Consider the following 26,754-nt stretch of genomic DNA (forward strand, 5'->3'; position numbering starts at 1 on the left):
CTGCTATTTACTGTTAAAGCACGAGACGAAATTACTTCAGGTTACGCATTGCCCATTGCATAAATTCTTGCTGCTCTTCACGGCTCAATTCATTAAACGATGCTTTGATTGTTTTGGTTTCCGCTGGAGAAGACGCAATGCTTGCCTTAGTCGATTCTTTATTCATTGCGTTATTATAGTCGGCAACTTCTCGTTCATAATCACGAAAACCTTGCAAACCACCTTTACGAAGTTGAACCATAGAGAATGCCACTTCTTTTCCGTTTTTGTCTTTCAATACCACTTTAGGATCGAGTTCGAAGGCTCTCGCCTCTTCAATAGTACGGAATGTTTGATAAGTCAGAGAAAGCTCGGTGTCTTTTTCTGCATCAAACTCTAATACCAGCGGCTGCGAATCGAATTTACGGCGCTTTCCATCTTCAAATACGATTTGTCCAACCGTTACCGCCAATTGGTTTTCCCCATCCTTTAACTCGATGCTGTTGTTCTTGGATATCCACTCAGGGTAGACGAACTCGCCGTTGAGAACGCGAGGAACTAATTCAGATTGCAGAGTGAGTTGAGCAGCAAAAGCTGGCGCCGAAAGCATTGCGCAAAGTCCGAGAAGTGTCGTTGTTTTTTTCATCATGGTTTCTCACTTTATACCAATTTAGATAAGCCTCTAAAATTTACAGGCCAGTCATTTCAAAGGCTTATTTGAATAAGTATCAAGATAAAAAGGGCGTTTCCGCCCTTTTAGCTGCTTCTTTAGTTAGAAGTAGTATTCAACACCTACAGAGAACTCGTCGTAGTCAGCAGACTTCCAACGTGCTTCTGTTGGTTTATCTAATTGAGACGCACCGTCGCCAAAGTCTAGAGTACGAGCACGTACGTACAGCACTGCCGATGGGTCTACGAAATACATAACTTGTGCTGATAACACATCGTCCGCTGTATCGTTAATTTTCTTACCATCACGCTCGAGATCAAAGTTAGCGGCGTAAGCCAGTTTGTATTGCCAATCACCCGTGGTGTACATGATAGCGGCAGACATTGCATCTTGCTTTTCACTCACACCATTGCTTGCGTCCGCTTCCATATATTTGTATTGCGCGAAGAAAGAAATACCGTTATCAAACCAGCCTTGTGCCCCTACCAAGTACGTGTTGTTTTCCCACGTTTGGCTTTCCATCTTGATATTACGGTTACCTTCATATGCCGCATCTAACTGGATAGGACCAATTTTGTAGTGTGCTGCGATACCACCCCAGTAGTCATCCCCTTCACCTAGACCTGCTTTATCACCTGCACCAGCTGCGATATCTAGGGAAAATTTGTCAGCAAACATTGGAGAATCCCAGCGGATAGTGTTTGATTGACGGTCTTGGTACTTGGCGCCACCAATAGCACCACCCCAGTCGTATACATCGCCCAGGCCAGGGTTAGATGCTGGCCAGTCAACCAATTCGTACATAGGTGTCAAAACGCGACCCAGGCGAATTTGCCCCCAAGATGCACTTTCAAAACCGACGAATGTGTCACGTTCACCAAGACCTGCGCCCTCGCCACCAAAGCTAGGGTCTACATAACCGCCTTCGATTTGCCAAATAAAAGTAGGGTCGAAGTTAGCAAATTGTTTTTTACCACGGAAACCGATACGAGATTCGTTGTTTAGCTGCATGCCACCCAAGTCATCGTCCGTTGCTTTGCTGCCAGAATCGTAATCGCGGTACGCGGCCTGCATCGCGATGATTCCGTAAACTTCATAAGAAAATGAATCTTTGGTTAGAAACTCTTTTGCTGCGTCACTGTTTGCACCATCAGCAAATGCAGCACCACTGAACATCATGCCGGTAATTGCCGTGGCAAGTAGGCTTTTCTTTAGGTAAGACATTATAAACCCCTATATTTTTAGTTTTTTCCATTTTCAAATTCACTAACTAGGACATGGCAGGAACTTGAAACAGTGTTTGGACGGGGCAAATATGACAAACTTTTTTCGCACTAAAAAACTTTCCCTACAGCAATCTGAGCGACTTCAAAATGAGAAGATCAAAAATAAAATAAATCAATAAAAAACAATCATTTAACATCAAATATAAAAAATAAAAAACGTTAAAAGTACGTTTTAACACTGAACTGACATTGAGAGTATCTAAAAAACGTGAGCGACTTCATTCATCTTTTAGGTGTTTTAACGGAACTTTATATTCAAAGAGAAAAAACCTTGAGATCACTCGCAAGTAAAATGACCGTGCACTTGTGGGATTCGAGAGATTTTGACGAAATTGTTGTGAGTAGCAAATGGGTATTGACCTTACCCTTGCAGGAAGGTTTAAGCTCATAGCATCACTACTATTGAGGTGCAGATTATGTATCAGTTAGTTATACCTTTATCAGGGCTCAACTGCATGGGCTGTGCGAGAAAAGTTGAGAATGCTTTACATGCGAATCACGATGTGGAGATCCTCAACTTGTCCCCGACGCAAGTAGAGGTCAAAACCGAGTCTTCTCTTAAAGAGCTCGTCTCGTCGATTGAATCTCTTGGTTACCAAGCAGGAAATCACTACGAGCTAAACCTTTCAGGCTTAAGCTGTGGCGGCTGCGTCAAAAAACTTTCATCTTTATTAGAATCTAATCAAGACGTTATTTCTTTTGAGGCTTCAACAACGCACTTAGAGATTCGTACCCTCCTCTCCGAGCAACAAGTGATCGACTTAATAGCAACACTCGGCTATACCGCCAACCTTGATTCTGTTGAAGTAGAGAACGAAAGCTCACCAGAGACCGAACAGGTAGAAAAGCAAAGCAATATTAAAGATACGCAGGTGCCACCAGCGAGTATTCAATTGCAAATGCTGATTCAAGGCATGACGTGTGCGAGTTGCGTCTCTTCAGTAGAGAAAGCACTTACTAACGTAGAAGGCGTTGAGAAAGCACAGGTCAACCTCGCAGAACAAAGCGCACTAGTATTCGCAAGCCAAGACTCTGATGACCTCCTTAACGCAATTGTTGAATCGGTAAAACAAGCCGGTTACCAAGCAGAGATCCTACAAGACGCCGCAACCCAGCAAGAAAAGCAAGCACAGCAACAACGTCAGCAACAAAAATGCTTTAAGCTGGATGCTATTGCTGGCCTTGTCGTCGGTACCCCTTTAATGATTTGGGGCGTTGCTGGCGGCAATATGATGATTCGCAACACCAACGACCAATTAGCTTGGGGCGCGATCGGTATCGTATGTTTACTCCTTCTTGCCACAGCAGGGAAACACTTCTTCAGTAACGCTTGGTTAGCGGCTACTCACAAGCGAGCCACCATGGACACGTTAGTCGCGCTCGGTACTGGCGCAGCGTGGTTCTATTCGATGCTTGTGGTGATTTTCCCAGACTGGTTCCCTCTTGCTTCACGCCACGTGTACTTTGAAGCGAGTGCAATGATCATCGGCTTAATTTCTCTTGGTCACTATATAGAAGCAAAAGCCAAAGCAAACACAACACGTTCCTTACAAGCGTTGATTAACCTGCAACCTCAGCAAGCTACGGTAATTACGGAACAAGGCGATCAACAAATCGCGGTTGAGCAAATCACGCTAGGCATGAAACTGCGTATCAAACCAGGCGAGAAAGTGCCTGTTGATGGTGTTGTGATTCAAGGTGAATCATACATTGATGAGTCGATGCTCACTGGTGAACCAGTACCAGTGTTAAAAGCGCAAGAGGCTCAAGTGTCTGCTGGGACATTAAATACCGATGGTGGATTAGTCATTGAGGCAACGGGCATTGGCGCAAATACCATGCTGGCTCGTATCATCCGCATGGTGCGCACAGCGCAAAGCAGTAAGCCAGCCATCGCGAAACTGGCAGACCAGATTTCATCGGTGTTTGTCCCTGTCGTTGTTGGCATAGCAATACTGGCCGCGCTCGTTTGGTTTGCCGTTGGCCCAGAGCCAAAAGCGAGTTATATGCTGGTGGTCACCACAACCGTCCTGATCATCGCATGCCCTTGCGCTCTAGGCTTAGCAACCCCACTTTCTGTCACGGTGGGAGTGGGTAAAGCCGCAGAGCTCGGCATTCTGATCAAAGACGCCGACGCCCTGCAATTGGCAAGCAAAGTCGACACGGTTGTGTTCGACAAAACTGGCACGCTTACCCAAGGTAAACCTAGCGTTCAGCAAGTGTTTACTCACGCCACCAGCCAAGAAGATCTATTGGCTTTAGCGTATGCGGCAGAGCGTCAGTCTGAGCACCCACTGGCAAAAGCGGTATGTGATTACGCCAAACGACACGACGCAAAAGACGTCTCATTAGACAAGTTTGAGAACGTTCGCGGGCGCGGCATTTTGGCGACGTATCAAGATAAACCGCTGCTCATTGGTTCGCTTCAATTTATGCAAGCAGAGAACGTCGAGACTAGCGCACTAAAACCTGCCATCGATGAATGCGCAAAAAATGCGTGGACTCCGGTAGCTGTGGCATTGAACGGCGAACTGATCGGTCTGATCGCCATTGCCGACCCGATCAAATCAGATGCGAAACAAGCGCTCTCTGCATTAAAATCGCAAGGCATCAAAACGGTAATGCTGACGGGCGATAACCAACACGTTGCCAATGCTATCGGCCAAGAACTTGGTATTGATGAAGTGATTGCCCAAGTAATGCCAGATGAGAAAGCTCAGCACATTGAGCAACTTCAATCTCAAGGACATGTCGTGGCAATGGTGGGGGATGGCATTAACGACGCCCCTGCTCTTGCCTTAGCCAACCTTGGTATTGCCATGGGTAGCGGCAGTGATGTCGCCATTGAAAGTTCGCAAATGACCATCCTGAACACGTCACCAATGGCGGTAGTACATGCGATTGAACTCTCTCGCGCTACACTTAAGAACATGAAGCAAAACCTATTTGGTGCCTTTGTTTACAACTCGTTGGGTATTCCAGTTGCCGCAGGTGTGCTTTACCCAGCGTTTGGATTTTTGCTCAGTCCTGTTGTCGCAGGAGCGGCAATGGCACTGTCTTCAATTACTGTCGTTAGTAATGCAAATCGACTACGACTGTTTTCAGTAAAGTAACCACTTCTTTTTGAGGGTATTATGAAGTTGAAACTATTGATCTTTGCAATGCTTGCGACCGTGTCCGCCAACGTATTGGCAGCCGATGTCATTAACCACAAATCGCCATACTGTGGCTGTTGTGGAGAATGGACAAAACACATGGAAGAGAACGGCTTTACGGTCGAAGAAAAATTGCACGATGATATGAACGCCATCAAACGCGAGCTAGGCATCAAGAACGAACAGCTTTACTCTTGCCACACGGCAGAGATCAACGGCTATCTGTTCGAAGGTCACATTCCAGCCGAAGACATTAAAGCGTTTTTGAAAAATCCACCACGTAACGCAAAAGGCCTATCAGTACCGGGCATGCCAATGGGCTCCCCTGGTATGGAATATGGCGACAAAAAAGACAGCTACACCGTTTACGCCTTTAACGAAAAAGGCCAAGTGTTCGAATATAGCCACCACGAAGGCAACGACCAATAAAAACAAAGCCCAGCGAGATAAACCGCTGGGCTTTTTCTTAATGGACAGTTAAGACAAATATAAAATTAGAAGCCGTAAGAGGCACCAAATACAAAAGCGTTATTCACTAGGCTGTCACCACTCGCGTTTTCTGCACCGTGTGCTTGACTACGGAACTCAAAGTAAGGTTGAACACCTTTACGAGTCCACGTTGCACGAAGCTCGTGGTCCATGGTTTCCGCTTCAATCATGTAGACGTTGTTGTAGCTTAGCGTCACATCCTCATTCATCACGTAACCGATGCGGTTGTCCATGCGGTAATCTGTATCCGCATCTGCGTCTGTCGCATCAATGTGCGCACGAGTACGGTTACTTAAGGAGATGCCGTTATCGAAGTTGTAACCGATCTTAACCAATGGACGGTACTGTACATTCTCGCCAGCAGAGAACAGGTGTTGGTAACCAGCGGCAACCCATAAATGATCGGTAATATTAAATGACTGCTCACCACCCACAGTGATTGCTGGTGTTGTGTTACCTGCGCCACCGTTTTCTGTTTCCAGTTTACCCAACTGAATACCATCAAATTCGGTATAAACCGTAAAGCCGCCGAATTGGTTATCAAAAGTATGACCAGCTTCCAGTGTAGACGTAACGTCCGAACCATGAATTCGACCATCATCGTGGAATTGAACATTACCTGTTACGTAAGAAGAACCAGCAAAAGCATTAGAAGCGAAAGCGAGAGAAAGAGCACTCAGTGCAAAAATATTTTTCATAATTACTGCCTTTATTTATTCACGTTATGCGATAGTTTTAGAGGGCATCTCTTCCCTTTTATCGCAAACTTTGGAATGTGCCTCCTTGGCGTTCGCAATATTGTTTTAATTAATTCGCGATGGAAAATAAAACATTTTAAAAAGTGATCTTGTTCAAACCGAAGCTCAACAACCCTGATAAAAACATGGAAAATACAGGCACTTATCGTATTTTTATAAAATTATTCAAAAAATAGAAGTGTGATCGTAAACAGATAATTTATTGATATTTAGCAGATTAAGTCGATCAAGTTCACAATAACCTTGACCATTACAACCAAAAACTTATTTATCAATGAAAAATAATTAGACATCGATCACGCTTAATTTCCTCAAAAAATAAAGAAAGCCCCAACATGATGTTGAGGCTTTGCCAAAAAATTAACTTACAAGAATCGAGTTATTTCACGCTGGTCACTCGACTTGCTTTCTCACCGCTTGCTGACACAGAACGGATAAACACTTCACCTTTCACATTTGGACGAGCATTATCTACGTAAGTTAGCCAGTTCTTGCCGTCTAGAGAGTATTGAAGCTTCACACCCGGGAACTGAACGTTCATTGCCAGTTTACCCTCTTCAACTTTCGCGCCTAGTACAGGTAGGCGGTAGTCGATACCCGCTTTTTCTAGCTTAGCCAGTTCGCGTTGGCCAAGTACGTTCGCAAAGCGGTTGTAGTCTTGGTTTAGCGCAGCTTTGTTTACTAGGTTAGAGTTTTGCGAGTATTCAACACCCACTTTGTAGTCGTTTTCCCAATCAGCACGGTGCCATGCACGTTCAGCGGCTGCCAGTACGCGAGGGAATACCATGTACTCGTATTGCTCGTCGTTACGTACTGTCTCAGACCACAGCTGTGCTGATAGACCATAGAAAGGTTTCGCTTTGATTTCACCTTTACCAGTGAAGCCGTTACCATCGCGGTCTACAGAGGTTTCTGCGTTCTGAGGCATGTTCTCTGGTGCAAAACCAAACATCTTACGAGTATCTGTTGCACGCGTCGCCCAGTAGTAACCACGTTCTTTCGGGTCAACTTCGTACGGCATGTCCATGTATACGTAGTCTGGGTTAGAAACGATAACGTCGTAACCTTTCTTAGACCATTCGTACACTGATGATGTGCCACCCCAGTAAAGAACGTCCCAGAAGTTAACACGCGTGTTTTCTGTTGCGAACGCTTTCTCACCTTCACTGTACTTAAGGCCATCTTGCCAAGCTTGGAAGTTTGGAATGCCTTTCTCTGCCACCATCTTCGACACTTCTTCTGCAAAGTGGCTTGGTAGATGAGCAAAATCGCTTACCGTACCGTCTGCAATTAGCGTCTGACATTGTGGTGACTGTGCGAATGGCTTGTCTTGCTTAGACAAATCAATGTTACCCTTCCAGCTTACTTTGTCTTCTGCGTTGATGTCTTGCAGACCAGCGCCTAGCTTGATGTTCTTCGCTTCGTCACCACCAAAGTGCCATGTTGTTAGCGGCGTGCCCGCTTCTTGGTGCATTGCTGCTACTTCTGAAATCACTTTATCAACAAAGCGAGTTGAAGATTCCATACATGGGTTGATGAAGCTTTGCTTATTGTAGAACTGAACCGTCGTTACGTTCGATGTATCTTGAGGATCCATCAGGCGGTACTCGTTCGCTTCTGCTTCTTTACCTTCTTCCATTAGACGGTCGTAACGTGCTTCCATTGATACCACTGCTGCACGAGCGTGTGCTGGCATATCGATTTCAGGAATCACTTCGATGTTACGCGCTTTCGCGTACTTCAAGATGTCCACGTAGTCTGCTTTGTTGAAGAAGCCAGAACCAAAGTTGTCTGTCGTTGCACCTGAGCCAAGCTGAGGCAGTAAACAGCTTTTCTCTTCCAAGTCGAAACAACGGTTAGCACCCACTTCAGTCAGCTCAGGCAGACCCGGGATTTCTAAACGCCAGCCTTCATCATCCGTTAGGTGAAGGTGTAGTTTGTTCATCTTGTACGCGGCCATTTGGTCAAGCGTTGCAAGAATCGCGTCTTTAGAGTGGAAGTTACGAGCCACGTCCACCATCACACCACGGTAATCAAAACGCGGCGCATCTTTAATAGACAGTTGTGGTAGAGAATCAGCATTTTGGCTATCTACCAGGCCAAAGATAGATTGTACTGCGTAGAAAGCACCTGCTTGGTCAAACGCTTTAATCGCAATACCGTCGCCTTTGATGCTCATTTCGTAAGCACCAGATTTTGCCAATTCACCGGTGAAGTCTGCAGGAACAACAGTGATGCTTACAGGAAGATCACCACGAACATCCACACCTACCACTTCTGCACGACCTTGAATTGCTGCGTATTGAGCCGCATCGAATGCGTCTTTAGGCAGCGCAATACCCGCCGCGATATCTACCGTACCTTTACCTGCTTCAACAGACATTGGCGTTGGTAGTAACGTGGTTGATACGTCTTGTTTTGCTAGATCTTCGTTCTTCTCGAAACGAGACACAGCGCTCGCAAATACGTTGTTGTCATCTGGCGTACGTTTTAGGTTGTTACCCTCAAGGCCAGTCACGAAAGATGCAACGTCTTCTGTGTTAAGAGAAGCGATCATCTTAGGCTCTGCATTTGGTGCAGCAACGAAAGCGCCTGGCATGAAGTCAGTTTCAAATAACTGCCAGTATTCAGCAACAAGAGGAAGCACAACCTCTTCACCCGCAGCAAAACCATCAAACTTATCTGTTGGTTCTAGTTTGTGTAGATCACCCGTTACGCGAGAGATTTTAAACTGTTCGTTTTCAACATCCAGAATCAGACGAATGCTATGGAAGTAAATAGCCCAATCTTTTGAGTCAACCGCTTCACCTTGGTTAACCAGCGTCATGTTTACCTTGTTACAAGACGCCCACTCAGCCCCTAAGTCCTGACAAGCAAGACCTTCGTTTGCACCGTGGTTAGTCAACACTTGGTATTGAATATCAAGATTATTAGCCAACGAATTTACAACTTGTTGTTCAGAGCTTTGCAGCGCAGAGCAACCTGCTAATGTAGTGATAACAGAAACAGCAATCAGACTAGGTTTAAACATCTTACTTCCCCAAAAAAGTCAGTGGTTCAAAACGACAATGATAAAAATCTCGGCCCCTCAAATGCGAGGTACCTAACCGTTACATTCAACATACAACCTGTTATTTCTAAGCGTAAAATAAATAGAAATAGGAAGTGATCCAGCTCAAAAAATGACACTCAGCAAAAACAATAAAAATCTAATTTTCATGGAGTTACAATACACGTCAAAATCGAACAACTTGTTTTGACGAGTTTGCTGCGATCTAGGTCACTTATATTCATGAGTTACGACTGATTTTGTAAGATTTGGATCACGCCTAATTATTTTGTGAACCATTAGTAAGCGAATTACCTATTTACCTTTCGTGAAGTGACTCTCATTTATTCGTCGTCAAAACTCGTCAATATTTTTAGAAATGACGATTTTGTCGAATACCCCACTGGAGAAATTGCACTTAACCTCACGCTATTTTGCGTATAAAGTTTAAAGGTATCTTATCTGAGGACCATTCTATGTTTCGTCTCTTGACGCTCATATCATCTCTACTTGTTACTTTGACTCCTTTTTCCTCTTATGCAGAGCCACAGCATTGGTTAGCGAAAAAAGGGGAAACCGAACTTATGATTATTGGCTCGGTACATGTGGGGGATAAAACGATGTACCCACTCCCTAGAACGGTCATCCAGCATTTAAGCCAAAGCGCAGGGTTGATTATTGAAGCAGACGTCAGGAATTCTGAAGGCTTGGTTTACCCACAAACAACCATTCTTTCTAAAGATGTTTTAGACAGAGCTCAACGTCGCCACTTAATTGAAATTGCCCAAGATTTAGGTTTGCCAGAAACTCAACTCCTAAATTCCCCACCTTGGATGGCAGCATTCACCATCCAACTCGCTTTAGTCAACAAACTGGGGTATGTCTCTGATAAAGGGGTCGACATGCACTTAATAGGACTCGCTGATAAAAAGCAAATCCCGGTCATTCCACTGGAGTCCGTGCAATTCCAAATCGATTTAATCGCAGGTCAATCAGAAGGCGGTAAAGAGATACTTCTCTCATCAATTGAAGAATATGATGGCGGAGAAGAGTTGGTTCAATGCTTGATAGAGAGTTGGAAGAGTGGTGATGGTAGCATGTTGGTCGAAGCCTCTTTGACCGATCATACAACAGAAGAGTTTAACCAAGCCTTTTTATACGAGCGTAATCGAGATTGGGCTAAAAAACTCGACACTGGCAGTGTTCTACCTCAGCAATCGGGTCGTTACACCGTTGTTGTTGGTGGCTTGCATTTAGTAGGTAAAGATAACCTGATTGAACTGCTTAAAAATCGGGGATTTAACATCAAACCACTGGGTAAGACGCGCCAAGCAAATTGTGATATCTAGTGATTGTTTGAAAAATGCCATTTAAATACAATTATTTAAATACAACCATTTAAAATTCATTCAAACTTTCTTATAAAACGCCGTTAAGCTAAGTGGATACAAAACAACTCATATGAAATTTAAATATTTATTCCTATACACGATTGGAATTATGCTCACTTCTTCGCTGTCTTATGCTAAACCGCCATGCAACGTAGAAGCTTTTCAAGCTATTGATATAACTCCGGAAGTAAAAGGCGGTGTTTTAGATAAAGAGAGTGGTCAATTTCTTATTACCGAAAAACCAATGATGCGTTGCGCGAACATCACGTTTTCAACAGCCCACACTCGAAATCGCGTTGCACATATGATGAACCAAGGCTTTGAAGCGGTTTACTATGATGGAAATACAAGCAAATCTCACTCAGTAACGTTTGATGAAGACGATTTAAAAGCGGGTTACGTCAAGATTGGGCCAAATCACCCAAAGACCGCTTATGTCTGTTTCACTACTTCTGAAACTCCTATCAATACTATCTCGTGTGACATCAAGTAATAAATTTACTCGCTCTAAAAAATGAAAAGGCCCTACATTTCTGTAGAGCCTTCCTCTCAATACGTGTCGGTGAAGAGCCATGTTCTAACTTCAAGCGAACCCCATTTGGTTCGATACTATTGAAGTCTAAAATTACTAGCACTAAAAACGACGAAAGCCTGCTCATTGAGCAGGCTTTCTAAAAGTGGTCGGTGAAGAGGGATTCGAACCCCCGACCCTCTGGTCCCAAACCAGATGCGCTACCAAGCTGCGCTATTCACCGAGATGTTTAACTGAGGAATTGTCCCCGTCAACGAATGCGTATATTACGGATTCTGAACTGTGGCGCAAGTGCTTTTTACAAAAAAACCTTAGGTCTTAATTCGTTTGATGAATAACTGAACACTAGCACGTAAAATGTGACTGATAACTCACAACAAAATACAGTTTATTAACCTTAGCAACATAATTGATCCAGATCAGTGTGCAACAAGACACCGCCATTTAGTTTATTCCTGTCGGGAACATCTTGGAGGAAACGTATGGACTTTTGGCTTGATCTCCTATTTGGTAATGCAGTGGGTCTATCGTCAATGATAGTAATTTTTGGGGCAATTGGTCTGATGTTATTTTACGGCGGTTTCTTCATATACAAGATCATGAACGACAAATCTCCTCACTAGATCTCGCTTAGCTCTAGAAACGCTTTGCACCGGAGTCGGTTACTTGCCTACTCCGGTTTTTTATTTGATCTCAATGCACCACTCATTGATATAATCCTATTATTCTTCCCTGTTCTTAATGAGATTACTGCTATGTCTCACGACGACGATTTTGATCTATTTCAACAGATGATGGGCGATGTAAAGCCAATCACTCAAGACACCACCGAACACAAAAAAGTACACCAAGTAACAGAAGCACAGCTCGCAAAACGCGAAGCAGCAATCTGGTTAACGGAAGATGACCCAGAATACCTATCACTTGATCACGCTGAAATGCTCAAGCCAGAGGACTTTGTTGAGTTCAAACGTGATGGTGTACAGGACGGGGTTTACCGCAAACTTCGCCTTGGTAAGTATCCAATCCAAGCTCGCTTGGATTTGCACCGTAAAACATTGAAAGAAGCACGTGATGAAGTCGTAAAGTTTTTAAAACAGTGCCTATCAATGGACATACGAACGGTCGTTATTGTCCACGGCCGAGGAGAACGCTCAAATCCACCTGCAATGATGAAAAGCTTTGTTAGCAGTTGGCTACGACAAATAAAGGAAGTCCAATGCATCCATAGTGCGCAACGCTTTCACGGTGGAACTGGAGCCGTTTACGTCCTACTTAGAAAAAGTGCGGAAAAGAAATTAGAAACCCGCGAACGTCACCAAAAACGGTTAGGCTAAATTTCACCCTAATGCTAGAATGCCCGCCCTTATTCTTCCTTCCCCTTAGAGGAAGGGAGCTTCATTCGCCGTTGTGAAACGTTAGGAGACAAAAATGTCACAAGACAACGCTAAACGATTAAATAAATTCATCAGTGAAACGGGGTTTTGCTCACGCCGTGAAGCAGACAGACTGATTGAGCAAGGCCGTGTCACCATTAATGGCAACAAACCTGAAATGGGGACAAAAGTGCTACCTGGTGATAATGTTTGTGTGGATGGTAAGCCAGTGGCAGCAAAAGAGAAGCCGATTTATATCGCTCTCAATAAACCAACAGGCATCACCTGTACAACTGAGAGAGACGTCCCTGGAAACATCGTTGATTTCATCGGCCACCAAAAACGTATCTTTCCGATCGGCCGCTTAGACAAACCCTCTGATGGTCTGATCTTTTTGACCAACGATGGCGACATCGTGAACAAAATCCTTCGCGCAGGCAACAACCACGAAAAAGAGTACGTCGTACGCGTGGACAAGCCAATTACAGGAGAGTTTCTCAAACAGATGTCGAGTGGCGTTAAGATTCTCGACACAGTCACCCTACCTTGTAAGGTAACGAAAGAAACTAAATTCTCTTTCCGTATTGTGCTCACTCAAGGACTTAACCGTCAGATCCGTCGCATGTGTGAAGCGCTGGGCTATGAAGTATTCAAGCTGCGTCGCGTACGCATCATGAATATCTCTCTTGATGGTATTCCGAATGGAAAATGGCGTTATCTAAGTGACGAAGAAGTGGCAGAGATCCTAGCAATGTGTGAAGGCTCGGTAGGTACAGAAGAAGCATCAAAAACAGACTCTAGAGGTCGCAACATTCGTAAAGCGACCGACGCGAAGCTGTTTGATAGCCGTGAAGAAAACCAAGATTCTACTGCTCGTCGTAACCAGAAGACACGAACTTTCCGTGGTAACAATGCTGATGAATTCCGTCATGCACCAAACTCGAAAAAAGGTCAACAAAAGCGTCGTCAGCGTGATGATGAAGGCGGACGTCCAGCTAAAGAACATTACAAAGCGAAACCACAAGGTGAACGCAGCAGACCGCAAGGCGAGCATGGTAAATCACACCGTAAACCAGATGCATCGAGCAATACGCATTCAGCAAACAAGCCTCAATCACCGAGTAAGCCCAAGCAGCATTACATGAACCCAAATGCCGCGAAACCAAGTAAACCAGCTAAACGCACTGGTGGTACATTGAGTCTGAAGAAGTAACGCTTCACTGACAGGCAAGATCAAAAAAGGACGCTCATGAGCGTCCTTTTTATTTGTCATGAGTTTACAAACAAAGAGGTGCAAACTGACCGCGAGTTAAGCTCAGCAAATCTCTCGGGGCTAACTCAATTTCTAAACCACGTTTACCAGCACTCACACAGATTGTGTCTTGCTCTGCTGCGCTTTCGTGCAAAAAAGTAGGTAAGGCTTTCTTCTGCCCTAGTGGGCTAATTCCACCAACGACATAACCTGTGGTCTTTTGCGCGATTTCCGGATCAGCCATATCGGCCTTTTTGCCCTTCGCTGCTTTCGCTGCCAGTTTTAGGTTCAGCTTTTGATCAACAGGGATAATCGCAACCGCAAGGTTCTTTGGCTCCCCGTTCAAGCAGAACAACAAGGTTTTAAATACTGTTTTCGGATCCTGTCCTAGCACTTCAGCAGCTTCTAAACCATAACTATCGGCTCTAGGATCGTGCTCATATTGATGGATGGTGTGTGGAATTTTTTTCTTTTTCGCAAGATTAATGGCCGGAGTCATCAAGATTCTCCTCATAAAAACAAAAAGCGCAGACTGAATTGGATCTGCGCTTTTAGTTAATGATATCAGCGAGTTTGAGTCAATCGCTTTTTCTCTGTTGGGTTACTGATCAATCGCCGTATCAACTAAATACGTGATTTCACCTGAAGGGGCATACTCATTAACATCAATAGGGCTGTGTGTTTCTAAATAATCCTTCAAAACTTCAGCATCGGTAAAACCTGTATTTACATACCCTGGATGATCGTCGATTTTAGGGTAACCATCACCACCAGCAGCATTGTAGCTTGGTACGGTAAAGCGGTAATTACCATCTAAGCGAAGTTGCTTATTACCAATAAACACATTGGTTACCTCACCATTATTGATACTCATCGCAATGCCGGCAAACTGTGCATAAGCACCAGAGTCAACAGGCTTAGTTGCAACGACATTTAGATAATCTAATACCTCTTTACCCGTCATATCAACATAAGAAACCATATTGCCAAATGGCTGAACAGTGAGCACGTCTTTATAAGTAATATCACCCGCAGCAATCGAATCTCGAACACCACCAGAATTCATTACGGCGAAATCTGCTTTCGCACGTTCCATGTGAGCCGTTGCAATTAATCGACCTAAGTTTGTTTGCTGGTAACGAACCACATTGCGGTCACCCTCAAGCTTACCGTTAGATTCTGCAATCTTCACGTTTAGTTTGCCCTGACCTTTTTCTTGATAAGGACGAAGAAACTCAAGCATCGCTTCGTCTTGTTTAATCTCTTCTTGGATCAAGACTCGTTGCGACTGACCATCAACTTTAACTTTCTTTTTCAAGTTTACTGGGATCAGATCGTAGCTCACCATCGAGAGTTCGCCATTACGAAACTCGTAATCGGCGCGTCCCACATATTTCCCCCACTCATGTGCCTGAACAATAAAGGTACCATTTTGTTTATCGGGCTGACATTCATCACCTGGTTTAAAGTTCTTTTTGATAACGTTTGGCCCTTCCATACAAACAGGCTCTTGTGAGTGTCCTCCAACGATCATGTCGAGATCGCCGTCATTCAAATAACGAGCTAACGCCACATCGCCAGGAGCATTGATGCCTCTATTACCATTTTCATAGTGTCCCATATGCGTGACAGCAAAAATCAGATCTGGATACTCTGTTTCTTTCAGTTCTGCAATCAGCTTCTTGGCTTCTTCTTTTGGGTCACGGAAGTCAATTTGTTCAATGAATTCAGGGTTGCCAAGTTTCGCTGTGTCTTCGGTTGTAAGGCCAATGACCGCAATTTTAATGCCCTGCTTTTTAAACATCGCGTATGGTTGGAATAAACGCTTGCCAGTATTTTTATCGTAAATATTGGCAGACAACATCGGAAAGTTTGCCCACTCTTGCTGCTTGAATAGCACGTCCAATGGATTATCAAACTCATGATTACCTAGAGCCATCGCATCGTAACCAATTTTGCTCATGCCTTTAAAATCCGGCTCGGCATCTTGTAAATCAGACTCAGGTACTCCTGTGTTGATGTCACCACCAGAAAGCAATAACACGCTACCCCCCTCAGCCTGTATTTCTTCGCGCAAATCATCGATTAACGTTTTACGCGCCGCCATGCCATATTCACCGTATCGATTTTGCCAAAAGCGACCATGATGGTCGTTAGTGTGCAATACGGTCAATTTATAGGTTGTATCGGCATTCCATTCTGGTGCAGGTTGCGTAGCACACCCAGCTAACGAGGCCAAGATAGCGGCACTCAAAACAGTTTTGATCATCAGACGCTGATTCATTTATTTACCTTTTTCTTATTGGGATTACTGACGCACATTTTAAGCATTCGATCTATTTGAAAACCACATGCACCCTAACACATTGATTTAATAATTATGATGCATTGTTTAGCAATAACAAATTCATTAGTAACAAGTTTGAGAATTTACAGTTTTTCAGATAAAAAAATAGCCAACACTCGGTTGGCTATAGTATTTGTTACCACCAGTCATCTGGCGTTTACTTAATATCGATATCTGCAAAGCTCTTGATTAGATCATCAAGCGATTTCATTTGTGCTAAGAATGGCTCTAACTTGTCTAGAGGCAGTGCAGATGGGCCATCACAACGCGCTTGGTCTGGGTTTGGGTGCGCTTCGATAAATAGACCTGCGATGCCTGTCGCTAGACCCGCTTTAGCAAGCTCAACTGTCTGCTCACGACGACCGCCAGATGCTGCGCCTGATGGGTCACGCATTTGTAGTGAGTGCGTTACGTCAAAGATGATTGGGCTACCTTTCGAAGCATTTTTCATCACACCAAAACCAAGCATGTCTACAACTAGGTTATCGTAACCGTGGCAAGAACCGCGCTCACATAGGATGATCTTGTCGTTACCGCATTCTGCGAACTTCTCAACGATGTTACCCACTTGACCAGGGCTCATAAATTGAGGTTTCTTCACGTTGATAACCGCACCTGTTTTAGCCATAGCTTCAACAAGGTCAGTTTGACGAGCTAGGAATGCAGGAAGCTGAATAACGTCTACCACGTCAGCGACAGGTTGAGCTTGCGCTTCAGTGTGAACGTCCGTGATGATCTTTACACCAAAAGTGTCTTTCAGCTCCTGAAAGATTTTCATACCTTCTTCCAGACCTGGACCACGGTATGAATGAACAGAACTGCGGTTTGCTTTGTCAAACGACGCCTTAAATACGTAAGGAATACCAAGTTTTTCCGTTACTTTTACGTAGTGCTCACAGATCTGCATCGCAAGATCACGAGACTCAAGAACGTTCATACCTGCAAATAGGGTGAATGGCTTGTCGTTAGCAACCTGAATGTCGCCGATATTAACGATTTTCTGTTCCATTTTGATTCTCTTTTTCTGTCCACGATACGCCACAGTTCGGCACATCGATAAAATTAGTGAAGTGTGACGTGCGTTTCACTCATCACATTAACTTGTGATTTTAGTAGCTCGGAAGCCGGATCGTCAGGGCATTGGTCAATAAAGTACTGAAAATCTGATACCGCTACTTGAGGGCACTCTAGCTGTTGGAAAATAAAACCACGGTCACGAATTTCGTATGGATCATCTGGCACAAACGTTAAAGCAAGATTCGTACAACGTAATGCCAACGTATAATGCTCTTCACGCAACATCGCACTTTTAATCAATGCCAACCAGCGACCAATAATTGTTGGGTTGTCAGCTTCCTCAAAATGTTCAGGCTTTAGCTGAGCTAGCGGTCCTTCCTGGCCAATAAGCCAAGCTTGAAGAATCCTTTCACCTACATACTCACCATTAAATGGATTGATGTAGTCTGGCTTCTTATGCATCCAGTCGACTTTTAACAAGAACTGAGTAGGGAAAGTAACTCCCTTCAGCGGGAAACCCAGCTTTTTGCCTAGGTATAACAAAATCGAACCTAAGCTCACAGGAATACCTTTTCTGCGCTCCAACACTTTATCGATGAAGCTGTTGTCCGAAATAAAGTATTCCTGCTCGTCGCCTTTGAATCCCCACTCGTGGAAAAACAGTCGTAGGAATGCATCAAATCGTTGCTCTTCATCGGTTTCATGAACAAGCGTGGCTTCTGCATCTTTGTAAAGACGCTCTAACTCTTGTTTCGCCCAATGTACTTTGGTTTCTGGGTTAATCGCTTTGTTTAGCTCAAGCGCACCTTCCACCAACGGTATATTGTCAAAATCTTCGTCAAAAAACTCTAACATGACGTCTTATCCAAATAACGTAGGGCTCTTAGACACAGCAATGTTTGCAGCCATGACCAACCAACCTAATGCGCCGAAAAAGCCAAATATCTTCAGTAGGTTGTTTTTCGCAAGTTTCAATGAGAAGAATCCAAGCGCAATGTACGCCAGTACGCAGGTGATTTTGTTTGTTAACCACGGTGCGGCATCGGTAAACGGGATGAAACCAGTAATGAAAATAAGCGCGATACCTGACACTAGCAATGCAGTATCAACGATGTGGGGAAACACTTTCAAAAAGCGATTATTTCGCTTCAGTGAGTTCATCATCATTAACACGAATCGGATCGATAGTAGCGTCGCGCTGAGAGCGATCGTCACTAAGTGTATGTGTTTTAGAGCTACGTACATTTTTCTTCTCTTTTTAGTTAGTGTTTGCTGACTTCCATGATTAATTGACCAGACAACCAAGCGTTACTCGATCGTTACCGCCATAATCTTTTTCCGTAGCGACCTGTTGGTAACCAAAGCCACGCATTATCTCACGCACCGCCTCACCTTGATCATAACCATGTTCAAATGCCAGCCAACCGCCCACTTCAAGATACTGACGAGCAAGATCCGAGATATGACGAATATCAGCTAAGCCATTCTCTTTAGCAACTAATGCAGATTTTGGCTCAAAGCGCACATCACCTTGGGATAAATGTGGATCTTTTTCATCAATATATGGCGGGTTGGAGACAATTAAAGCAAACTTCGTACCTTCTGTAATAGGCTCAAACCAACTGCCTTGAGCAAAGGTCACATTTTTGATGTTTAGCTGCTCTGCATTGTACTCTGCAAGTGCTCTCGCTTCTTGCTTAAGGTCTACGCCCATCACTTGACGCTTTGGCATTTCAGATGCAAGCGCGATGGCGATAGCTCCCGTCCCCGTTCCAAGATCTAAAATAGGCCCAGTTTGCTCGTAGGTCTTATCGAGTGCAACTTCGACCAAACGTTCTGTATCCGGTCTAGGTATCAGGGTAGAAGGAGAAACTTTAAACGGTAAAGACCAAAACTCTCGCTCACCAATAATATAAGCGACGGGTTCACCAGTTAAACGTCGTTCAAGTAGAGCATCAAACTGAGATTTTTGCTCTGCTTCTAACGCTTTTTCTGGCCAGGTCAGCAGGTAAGTTCGTGGTTTGCCAAGGACATGGCAAAGGAGTACAGCTGCATCGAGAGAAGGCGACTCTTTGCCGCCTTCTGCCAGTTTCGCCGTCGCACTTTTCAGTGCTTGCTCAATCGATTGAACTTGGCTCATCGATTAGCCGTTCTCTGCGAGCGCCGCAAGTTGGTCTGCTTGGTGCTCTTGAATCACAGGATCAATCAAGCTCTGCAGGTCACCTTCCATCACTTCGTTCAAACGATAGATGGTCAGGTTGATACGGTGATCAGACACACGACCTTGTGGGTAGTTGTATGTACGAATACGGTCACTACGGTCACCAGAACCTAGAAGGTTACGACGTGTATCAGACACTTCTGCGGCACGACGCTCTTCTTCCGCTTGAACGATACGAGCAGCAAGAACCGCCATTGCTTTCGCTTTGTTCTTGTGCTGTGAACGCTCATCCTGACACTCTACTACCGTACCCGTTGGTAAGTGGGTAATACGGATTGCAGAATCCGTGGTGTTAACGTGCTGACCACCCGCGCCAGATGCACGGAACGTATCGATTTTCAGGTCTGCTGCTTTGATTTCTGGCAGATCCGCTTCTGGGATTTCCGCCATTACTGCTACTGTACAAGCAGAAGTATGCACACGGCCTTGAGACTCTGTTGCTGGAACACGCTGTACACGGTGACCGCCTGACTCAAATTTCAACACGCCGTATGCACCGTCGCCGCTTACTTTCGCGATCATCTCTTTGTAACCACCGTGCTCAGCCTCGTTTGAAGACATGACTTCGATGCGCCAGCCACGCTTTTCTGCGTACTTGCTGTACATACGGAATAGATCACCCGCGAAGATACCCGCTTCGTCGCCACCCGCACCTGCACGAATTTCTAGGAAACAGTTACGATCATCGTTCGGATCTTTTGGCAGAAGAAGGATCTGTAACTCATCAGTAAGACGCTCAATCGTCGCTTTCGCTTCTTTGATTTCTTCTTGCGCCATTTCACGCATTTCTTCGTCGTCTTCGTTTGCCATCTCTTCAGCGGCGACAAGATCTTCTTGTGCTTGTTGATAAGCTTGGAAGCACTTGGTTACTTCTTCTAGCTGAGAGTACTCTCTTGATAGAGCACGGAATTTGTCCTGATTTCCAATTACATCAGGATCACCAAGAAGATGTTGAACTTCTTCGTAACGTTCTACTAGCGTTTCTAGCTTAGTCAGAATAGAGGCTTTCATAGTGTCGTTTTCTTAATAAAAAGCGTGAGTTATAGATCATCCAAGCCAAGTGTTTGGCGGATAATCGTTAATTTTGCTGGTTCGCCTTGCTCTGCTGCACTTTGCAATGCGCGAGTTGGAGCGTGAATCAGTTTGTTGGTGAGTTTATTACTCAGCTCGCGCAGCACTTTCTCCGGATCTGCGCCTGCCGCTAAAGATTGCAAACTTTTGCTTAGTAACTCTTCACGAATTTCGTTGGCTGATTTGCGATAGTCGCGAATACTATCGACGGCTTGCAGTGAACGCAACCATGTCATGAATGCAGCGCTTTCTTCACTAACAATCGCTTCAGCTTGAATCGCTTCGACTTTACGCTGCTCAATGTTGCTGTCGATGATAGATTGCAAGTCATCAACAGAATACAGATATGCGTCGTTCAGTTCACCGACTTCCGACTCTACATCTCGCGGCACCGCAATATCGACTAACAAGATAGGTTGATGTCGGCGCTGCTTTAGAGCCGTTTCGACCATACCTTTGCCAATAATAGGCAATGGGCTCGCCGTTGAGCTAATCACAATATCCGCTTTCGCCAAATGTTCAGGAATTTCGTTCAAACTGATCACTTCTGCGCCAAATTGGTCCGCTAAGCCTTGCGCGCGCTCTTTAGTGCGGTTCGCGACAATCATTTTTGTGCAACCGTTGGACGCTAAATGCTTCGCGACCAATTCAATCGTCTCGCCCGCACCAACTAAAAGCACGGTTGAATCTGATAACGACTCAAAAATATGTTTTGCCAATGTACATGCCGCATAAGCCACGGACACGGCATTACCACCAATATCTGTCTCTGTTCTCACCCGTTTGGCGACTGAGAACGTCTTTTGAAACAATTTATCAATCGAGGCATCGACGGCTTGATGATCTCGCGAGTCAGAAAATGCTTGCTTTACCTGCCCCAAAATTTGAGGCTCACCCAACACCAGAGAGTCAAGACCGCACGATACGCGCATCAAATGCTTTATTGCAGCTTGTTCTTCATGAACATACAAACTCGGCATTAAATCTTCGCGGCTCACTTGATGAAATTGAGCAAGCCAATCGATCAGCTTGTTTCGCGCTCCTTGCTTAACATCGCAGTACAACTCTGTTCGGTTACAGGTTGAAACAATCACACTGCCGTTAACCGCTTCGTGCTCTCTAAGTTGCTCGAGTGCAGGGCCGAGTTTATCCGGACCAAACGCCACCTTCTCTCGCAAGTCGACAGACGCTGTATTGTGATTAATTCCAATAGCAAGCAAGGACATCTAACGTGGTATCTCTGGGATAGGTTATAAAATAGGTCCAGAATTTTACTGTAAGCACGCATTTATTGAAAGGGTAAGCCGGATTTGTTTTCCTAAGTGCGACTTTTCAATGCTATAGTTGTGAGCGATTCCCGATGAAACAGATTAATAAGCCATCAAACATGACGTTACGCTCCTTTATTCTTTTTTTCTTGTCGAGCTTACTGCTCGCTGGTTGTTCGTCCGTTCCAGAAAGTGTTACCAGCGTTGAATGGCAAGCTCATGAGCAGCGACTCGAAACCATCCAAGATTTTCAAGCAACGGGGAAACTTGGTTATATTGGCCCAGACCAAAGACAAAATTTAAACTTCTACTGGAAACATTCTTCAGCACTAAGCCAGTTGCGTTTAACAACGATTCTCGGACAAACGGCATTAAAGCTCACCATCACCCCACAAGGCGCCACAGTAGAAACTTACGACGATCAGGTCCTTTCTTCTCGCAGTGCTAACCAGCTGATTTACCGTCTTACAGGGTTGATGATGCCCGTCGAACACATGCCTGACTGGCTATTAGGTCTACCGACCGATGCCGACAAATTCCAACTGTCTCCAACCAATACACTGCAAGCGTTAAACAAACAAATTGGTTTAAATGATTGGAGTATTGCTTATCAACGATATGGCGACGTTCAATGGCATGAACAGTCTCTCCCTCTGCCAAATAAGCTGAAACTCACCACAGCTGATGTCAAAATAAATCTAGTGATCACAAAATGGAACATCACCCAATGATTGAACTTTCAACACGCTGGCCATCACCAGCGAAATTGAATCTCTTTCTATATATCAACGGCCGTACAGAGAATGGCTACCACGAGTTACAAACCTTATTCCAATTCGTCGATCACGGCGATGAGCTCACCATTCAAGCGAACCATTCTGGTGATATTACGATTTCTCCAGACATAGAAGGTGTGCCCCTTCAAGACAATTTAATTTGGAAAGCAGCAACCGCGCTTCAAACTTACTCAAACTGCCCTTTTGGCGCGCATATTGAGCTACAGAAAGTGCTGCCTATGGGTGGAGGCATTGGTGGGGGCTCATCGAATGCAGCTACAGCATTAGTGGCACTGAATTACTTATGGCAACTGAATCTAACTGACGACGAACTGGCTGAAATAGGTTTAAAACTAGGCGCAGACGTGCCCGTATTTGTGCGCGGATTTGCAGCTTTTGCTGAAGGTGTTGGTGAAAAACTCTCTCCTGCTTATCCCGAAGAAAAGTGGTATTTAGTCGTCAGACCGAATGTATCTATCGCAACCGTCGACGTTTTTTGTCATCCAGATCTGACGCGAAACACCCCAAAACGAGATCTAGAAACACTTTTAAATACGCCAAGCGTAAACGATTGCGAAAAAATTGTACGAATGCTCTACCCAGAGGTTGATAAGCAACTTTCTTGGCTGCTACAATACGCGCCGTCAAGATTGACGGGGACAGGATCTTGCGTTTTTGCTGAATTTTCGAGCAAATCTGAAGCAGAAACTATCCTTGCACAACTCTCTGATAAAGTCTCGGCATTTATCGCTCAAGGGCGCAATATTTCGCCATTAAAAGAGACTTTGGCTGAATACCAATCAGCCTCACACCGACCTATTTAAACTGGACGCAAACCCGAGGTTTCCACCGTGCCTGATATGAAGCTATTTGCTGGTAACGCAACACCTGAACTAGCCCAACGTATTGCTGATCGTCTTTACATCTCTCTTGGTGATGCATCTGTTTCTCGCTTTTCTGATGGCGAAGTTGCAGTTCAAATCAATGAGAATGTTCGTGGTAGCGATGTTTTCATCATTCAATCCACTTGTGCACCGACTAACGACAACCTAATGGAATTGGTTGTTATGATTGATGCAATGCGCCGTGCTTCAGCAGGCCGTATCACTGCAGTTATCCCTTACTTCGGCTACGCTCGCCAAGACCGTCGTGTACGTTCTGCGCGTGTGCCAATTACTGCAAAAGTTGTTGCTGATTTCCTATCTAACGTTGGTGTTGACCGCGTTCTAACTATCGACCTACACGCAGAGCAAATTCAAGGCTTCTTCGATGTACCTGTAGACAACATCTTCGGCACGCCAGTGCTACTTGAAGATATGCAGGCTCGCGGTCTAGATAACCCTGTAGTGGTATCTCCTGACCTAGGTGGCGTTGTTCGTGCTCGTGCAACAGCAAAAGCACTAGGCGACATCGACATCGCAATCGTAGATAAGCGTCGTCCACGTGCAAACGTTTCTGAAGTAATGAACCTAATCGGTGATGTTGAAGGTCGTGACTGTGTGATCGTTGATGACATGATCGACACAGGTGGCACACTATGTAAAGCAGCTGAAGCACTAAAAGAGCGCGGTGCTAAGCGTGTATTCGCTTACGCTACTCACGCAGTATTCTCAGGCAACGCTGCGGATAACATCAAGAACTCAGTTCTTGACCAAGTTATCGTAACTGACTCTATCTCTCTGTCTAAAGAGATGGCTGCAACAGGTAAAGTGACAACACTAAGCCTATCTCGCATGCTGGCTGAAGCGATTCGTCGTATCAGCAACGAAGAGTCAATCTCTGCAATGTTCAACTAATACGAACATTTCAGTTACACTGATTTCAAAAGCACCCCTCTTTGGGGTGTTTTTTTATTTGTACTGATAACTAGAAAATCCCTTGGTCGCCCACCGCGAGTTTTCTGTGCTATCATACTGCGCTTTTTGAGATTCCAGAGAGATCCTAACCTTGAGTCAACAAATCAAACTTCTTGTTGGTCTTGCTAATCCAGGACCAGAATACGCCAGAACTCGTCACAATGCGGGCGCTTGGGTTGTAGAAGAATTAGCACGCGTTCACAACGTTACACTGAAGAACGAACCAAAGTTTTTTGGTCTAACAGGACGCATTATGGTCAATGGCCAGGATCTCCGTTTGCTTATCCCAACCACCTTCATGAATCTATCAGGTAAATCGATCGCAGCGCTTGCGAAATTTTATCAAATTAAACCTGAAGAGATCATGGTTGCTCATGACGAGCTAGACTTACCGCCAGGTGTCGCTAAGTTTAAAAAAGGTGGGGGTCACGGTGGACACAACGGTCTGCGTGACACCATTAGCAAACTGGGCAATAACAAAGATTTTTATCGTCTTCGTATTGGCATTGGTCATCCGGGACACAAAGATAAAGTGGCGGGTTTTGTATTAGGTAAAGCGCCAGCTAAAGAGCAAGAGCTTTTAGATGCAGCAGCTGATGAGGCTGTTCGTTGTCTAGATATCCTGATTAAGGATGGCCTATCTAAAGCACAAAATCGCCTCCACACGTTCAAAGCTGAATAAGGTTACTATCATGGGTTTTAAATGTGGCATCGTTGGTCTACCTAACGTAGGTAAATCAACTCTGTTCAACGCACTAACTAAAGCGGGTATCGAAGCAGCAAACTTCCCGTTCTGTACCATTGAACCAAACACTGGTGTGGTTCCTGTGCCAGATCTACGTCTAGACGCACTAGCTAAGATCGTTAACCCACAGAGAGTTCTTCCAACGACGATGGAGTTCGTGGACATCGCTGGTCTTGTTGCTGGTGCATCACGTGGTGAAGGTTTAGGTAACAAATTCCTAGCTAACATCCGTGAAACAGACGCGATTGGCCACGTTGTACGCTGTTTTGAAAACGAAAACATTGTTCACGTTTCAGGTAAAGTTTCACCTATCGAAGATATCGAAGTGATCAACCTTGAACTTGCAATGGCTGACCTTGATTCTTGTGAGCGAGCGATTCAACGTAACGCGAAGAAGGCAAAAGGCGGCGATAAAGACGCAAAATTTGAACTAACCGTACTAGAAAAACTGTTACCAGTACTAACTGAAGGCGGCATGGCACGCACAGTTGAGCTATCTAAAGAAGAGTTAGCAGCAATCGGCTACCTAAACTTCCTAACACTGAAGCCAACTATGTACATTGCAAACGTAAACGAAGATGGCTTCGAAAATAACCCATATCTAGATGCGGTTCGTGAGTTCGCAGAAAAAGAAAACAATGTCGTTGTACCTGTATGTGCAGCTATCGAATCTGAACTATCTGAACTAGAAGATGAAGATCGCGAAGAATTCCTAGCAGATATGGGGATCGAAGAGCCGGGCCTGAACCGTGTAATTCGCTCTGGTTACGAACTACTGACTCTACACACCTACTTCACAGCAGGTGTTAAAGAAGTACGTGCTTGGACAATCCCTGTTGGTGCAACTGCGCCTCAGGCGGCAGGTAAGATCCACACTGACTTCGAGAAAGGCTTTATTCGTGCAGAAGTAGTTGGTTACGACGATTTCATCCAATTCAATGGTGAAAATGGCGCAAAAGACGCAGGTAAATGGCGTCTAGAAGGTAAAGACTACATCGTAAAAGATGGCGATGTTGTACACTTCCGCTTCAATGTTTAATTAAATGAATGAATTCTAAACACTTCATTTACACTAAAAGCCAGCTGTTAAGCTGGCTTTTTTAATACCTTAAGTAAATGAACAAAAATAAATTACGCAACTGCAAGCTAATTTATTTCCAGTTTTAGATCATAAACACGCCTCTTTGTTTAAAAAGGAAGCGAACGAGGTTTTTTCCGAAATTTATTAAAAAAAACTGTTGACGGATCTCACTCAACTTCGCATAATGCGCGCCGTTCCCAACGACAAGGCAACAAAGCGTTGAGAACAAAAAATATGGTTTTGGCTACGTAGCTCAGCTGGTTAGAGCACATCACTCATAATGATGGGGTCACAGGTTCGAATCCCGTCGTAGCCACCATTCCTAAATGTTCTTTTTATCAGAGCAGTTAGGAATAGATGCGGAAGTGGCGGAATTGGTAGACGCACCAGATTTAGGTTCTGGCGCCGCAAGGTGTGAGAGTTCAAGTCTCTCCT

24 protein-coding genes and 2 tRNA genes are annotated in these 26,754 nt (G+C 44.6%); 13 read left to right on the top strand and 13 right to left on the bottom strand.

The window, feature by feature from the left end:
* Nucleotides 1–31: 31 nt before the first annotated feature.
* Both R8269_RS19615 and chiP read right to left on the bottom strand, forming a co-directional pair.
* A complete protein-coding gene (locus R8269_RS19615; protein WP_005382008.1) occupies nucleotides 32–628 on the bottom strand; it encodes a DUF2057 domain-containing protein in 597 nt (198 codons plus the stop codon).
* A gap of 123 nt (nucleotides 629–751) precedes the next feature.
* The gene (chiP, locus tag R8269_RS19620; protein WP_005382007.1) at nucleotides 752–1,873 is read right to left on the bottom strand and encodes a chitoporin; all 1,122 of its coding nucleotides are present in this window, start codon (nucleotides 1,871–1,873) and stop codon (nucleotides 752–754) included.
* Between the two features lie 478 nt (nucleotides 1,874–2,351).
* Here chiP and R8269_RS19625 point away from each other — a divergent pair, with 478 nt between their 5' ends.
* Both R8269_RS19625 and R8269_RS19630 read left to right on the top strand, forming a co-directional pair.
* The gene (locus R8269_RS19625) at nucleotides 2,352–5,048 is read left to right on the top strand and encodes a heavy metal translocating P-type ATPase (RefSeq protein ID WP_258476590.1); all 2,697 of its coding nucleotides are present in this window, start codon (nucleotides 2,352–2,354) and stop codon (nucleotides 5,046–5,048) included.
* Between the two features lie 21 nt (nucleotides 5,049–5,069).
* Complete coding sequence (locus R8269_RS19630; RefSeq protein WP_213872113.1) at nucleotides 5,070–5,519, top strand: DUF411 domain-containing protein; 450 nt, start codon at nucleotides 5,070–5,072, stop codon at nucleotides 5,517–5,519.
* Between the two features lie 65 nt (nucleotides 5,520–5,584).
* Here the strand turns inward: R8269_RS19630 and R8269_RS19635 are convergent, their stop codons facing one another.
* Both R8269_RS19635 and R8269_RS19640 read right to left on the bottom strand, forming a co-directional pair.
* The gene (locus tag R8269_RS19635) at nucleotides 5,585–6,277 is read right to left on the bottom strand and encodes an oligogalacturonate-specific porin KdgM family protein (protein WP_017819981.1); all 693 of its coding nucleotides are present in this window, start codon (nucleotides 6,275–6,277) and stop codon (nucleotides 5,585–5,587) included.
* A gap of 439 nt (nucleotides 6,278–6,716) precedes the next feature.
* Nucleotides 6,717–9,368, bottom strand: coding sequence for a beta-N-acetylhexosaminidase (locus R8269_RS19640; RefSeq protein ID WP_318222630.1), 2,652 nt, complete (start codon nucleotides 9,366–9,368; stop codon nucleotides 6,717–6,719).
* A gap of 494 nt (nucleotides 9,369–9,862) precedes the next feature.
* Here R8269_RS19640 and R8269_RS19645 point away from each other — a divergent pair, with 494 nt between their 5' ends.
* Both R8269_RS19645 and R8269_RS19650 read left to right on the top strand, forming a co-directional pair.
* Complete coding sequence (locus tag R8269_RS19645) at nucleotides 9,863–10,735, top strand: TraB/GumN family protein (protein ID WP_005382001.1); 873 nt, start codon at nucleotides 9,863–9,865, stop codon at nucleotides 10,733–10,735.
* A gap of 151 nt (nucleotides 10,736–10,886) precedes the next feature.
* Complete coding sequence (locus R8269_RS19650) at nucleotides 10,887–11,270, top strand: hypothetical protein (protein WP_005384085.1); 384 nt, start codon at nucleotides 10,887–10,889, stop codon at nucleotides 11,268–11,270.
* A 185-nt stretch (nucleotides 11,271–11,455) separates the two neighbouring features.
* Here the strand turns inward: R8269_RS19650 and R8269_RS19655 are convergent.
* Nucleotides 11,456–11,532, bottom strand: a tRNA-Pro gene (locus R8269_RS19655).
* A 259-nt stretch (nucleotides 11,533–11,791) separates the two neighbouring features.
* Here R8269_RS19655 and R8269_RS19660 point away from each other — a divergent pair.
* The 3 genes from R8269_RS19660 (at nucleotide 11,792) to rluF (ending at nucleotide 13,898) form a co-directional block, all read left to right on the top strand.
* The gene (locus R8269_RS19660) at nucleotides 11,792–11,932 is read left to right on the top strand and encodes a DUF3149 domain-containing protein (protein WP_005382236.1); all 141 of its coding nucleotides are present in this window, start codon (nucleotides 11,792–11,794) and stop codon (nucleotides 11,930–11,932) included.
* Between the two features lie 132 nt (nucleotides 11,933–12,064).
* Nucleotides 12,065–12,646, top strand: a complete 582-nt coding sequence (smrA, locus tag R8269_RS19665) for a DNA endonuclease SmrA (RefSeq protein WP_213894378.1) — start codon at nucleotides 12,065–12,067, stop codon at nucleotides 12,644–12,646.
* A gap of 94 nt (nucleotides 12,647–12,740) precedes the next feature.
* On the top strand, nucleotides 12,741–13,898 hold the full coding sequence (rluF, locus tag R8269_RS19670) for a 23S rRNA pseudouridine(2604) synthase RluF (protein ID WP_318222631.1): 1,158 nt from the start codon (nucleotides 12,741–12,743) through the stop codon (nucleotides 13,896–13,898).
* Nucleotides 13,899–13,962: 64 nt separating this feature from the next.
* On the opposite strand, the gene ybaK is transcribed toward rluF, so the two are convergent.
* The 8 genes from ybaK to hemA all read right to left on the bottom strand — a co-directional run bounded on the left by ybaK (nucleotide 13,963) and on the right by hemA (nucleotide 21,819).
* Nucleotides 13,963–14,436: a Cys-tRNA(Pro) deacylase gene (gene ybaK, locus R8269_RS19675; RefSeq protein ID WP_005382231.1), complete on the bottom strand. Its 474-nt coding sequence runs from the start codon at nucleotides 14,434–14,436 to the stop codon at nucleotides 13,963–13,965.
* Between the two features lie 102 nt (nucleotides 14,437–14,538).
* Entirely contained in the window at nucleotides 14,539–16,221 is a 1,683-nt protein-coding gene (gene ushA, locus R8269_RS19680) for a bifunctional UDP-sugar hydrolase/5'-nucleotidase UshA (protein WP_213916786.1), read from the bottom strand.
* Nucleotides 16,222–16,441: 220 nt separating this feature from the next.
* Nucleotides 16,442–17,293 carry a 3-deoxy-8-phosphooctulonate synthase gene (kdsA, locus tag R8269_RS19685; RefSeq protein WP_005384095.1) on the bottom strand — a complete coding sequence of 284 codons (852 nt, stop codon included), beginning with the start codon at nucleotides 17,291–17,293 and terminating at the stop codon, nucleotides 16,442–16,444.
* Between the two features lie 53 nt (nucleotides 17,294–17,346).
* Nucleotides 17,347–18,156 (bottom strand): SirB1 family protein, encoded by an 810-nt coding sequence (locus R8269_RS19690; protein ID WP_005384098.1) that lies wholly within the window; start codon nucleotides 18,154–18,156, stop codon nucleotides 17,347–17,349.
* A gap of 6 nt (nucleotides 18,157–18,162) precedes the next feature.
* On the bottom strand, nucleotides 18,163–18,546 hold the full coding sequence (locus R8269_RS19695; RefSeq protein ID WP_318222632.1) for a SirB2 family protein: 384 nt from the start codon (nucleotides 18,544–18,546) through the stop codon (nucleotides 18,163–18,165).
* A gap of 40 nt (nucleotides 18,547–18,586) precedes the next feature.
* Entirely contained in the window at nucleotides 18,587–19,441 is an 855-nt protein-coding gene (gene prmC, locus R8269_RS19700) for a peptide chain release factor N(5)-glutamine methyltransferase (RefSeq protein ID WP_318222633.1), read from the bottom strand.
* A gap of 3 nt (nucleotides 19,442–19,444) precedes the next feature.
* Nucleotides 19,445–20,533, bottom strand: coding sequence for a peptide chain release factor 1 (gene prfA / locus R8269_RS19705; RefSeq protein WP_005382222.1), 1,089 nt, complete (start codon nucleotides 20,531–20,533; stop codon nucleotides 19,445–19,447).
* 29 nt (nucleotides 20,534–20,562) lie between these two features.
* Nucleotides 20,563–21,819, bottom strand: a complete 1,257-nt coding sequence (hemA, locus tag R8269_RS19710) for a glutamyl-tRNA reductase (RefSeq protein WP_005384104.1) — start codon at nucleotides 21,817–21,819, stop codon at nucleotides 20,563–20,565.
* Nucleotides 21,820–21,953: 134 nt separating this feature from the next.
* Here hemA and lolB point away from each other — a divergent pair, with 134 nt between their 5' ends.
* The 6 genes from lolB to R8269_RS19740 all read left to right on the top strand — a co-directional run bounded on the left by lolB (nucleotide 21,954) and on the right by R8269_RS19740 (nucleotide 26,638).
* Nucleotides 21,954–22,592 carry a lipoprotein insertase outer membrane protein LolB gene (gene lolB, locus R8269_RS19715; protein ID WP_086046566.1) on the top strand — a complete coding sequence of 213 codons (639 nt, stop codon included), beginning with the start codon at nucleotides 21,954–21,956 and terminating at the stop codon, nucleotides 22,590–22,592.
* Nucleotides 22,589–23,461, top strand: coding sequence for a 4-(cytidine 5'-diphospho)-2-C-methyl-D-erythritol kinase (gene ispE / locus R8269_RS19720; RefSeq protein WP_064369040.1), 873 nt, complete (start codon nucleotides 22,589–22,591; stop codon nucleotides 23,459–23,461). Before lolB ends, ispE begins: the two co-directional genes overlap by 4 nt.
* Nucleotides 23,462–23,488: 27 nt before the next feature.
* On the top strand, nucleotides 23,489–24,433 hold the full coding sequence (locus R8269_RS19725) for a ribose-phosphate pyrophosphokinase (RefSeq protein ID WP_005393176.1): 945 nt from the start codon (nucleotides 23,489–23,491) through the stop codon (nucleotides 24,431–24,433).
* 151 nt (nucleotides 24,434–24,584) lie between these two features.
* A complete protein-coding gene (gene pth, locus R8269_RS19730; protein WP_005384112.1) occupies nucleotides 24,585–25,175 on the top strand; it encodes an aminoacyl-tRNA hydrolase in 591 nt (196 codons plus the stop codon).
* A 10-nt stretch (nucleotides 25,176–25,185) separates the two neighbouring features.
* The gene (ychF, locus tag R8269_RS19735) at nucleotides 25,186–26,277 is read left to right on the top strand and encodes a redox-regulated ATPase YchF (protein WP_005393178.1); all 1,092 of its coding nucleotides are present in this window, start codon (nucleotides 25,186–25,188) and stop codon (nucleotides 26,275–26,277) included.
* 284 nt (nucleotides 26,278–26,561) lie between these two features.
* A tRNA-Met gene (locus R8269_RS19740) sits at nucleotides 26,562–26,638 on the top strand.
* The last annotated feature ends 116 nt before the right edge of the window (nucleotides 26,639–26,754 follow it).

It is taken from the genome of Vibrio sp. Vb0667 (assembly GCF_033391095.1).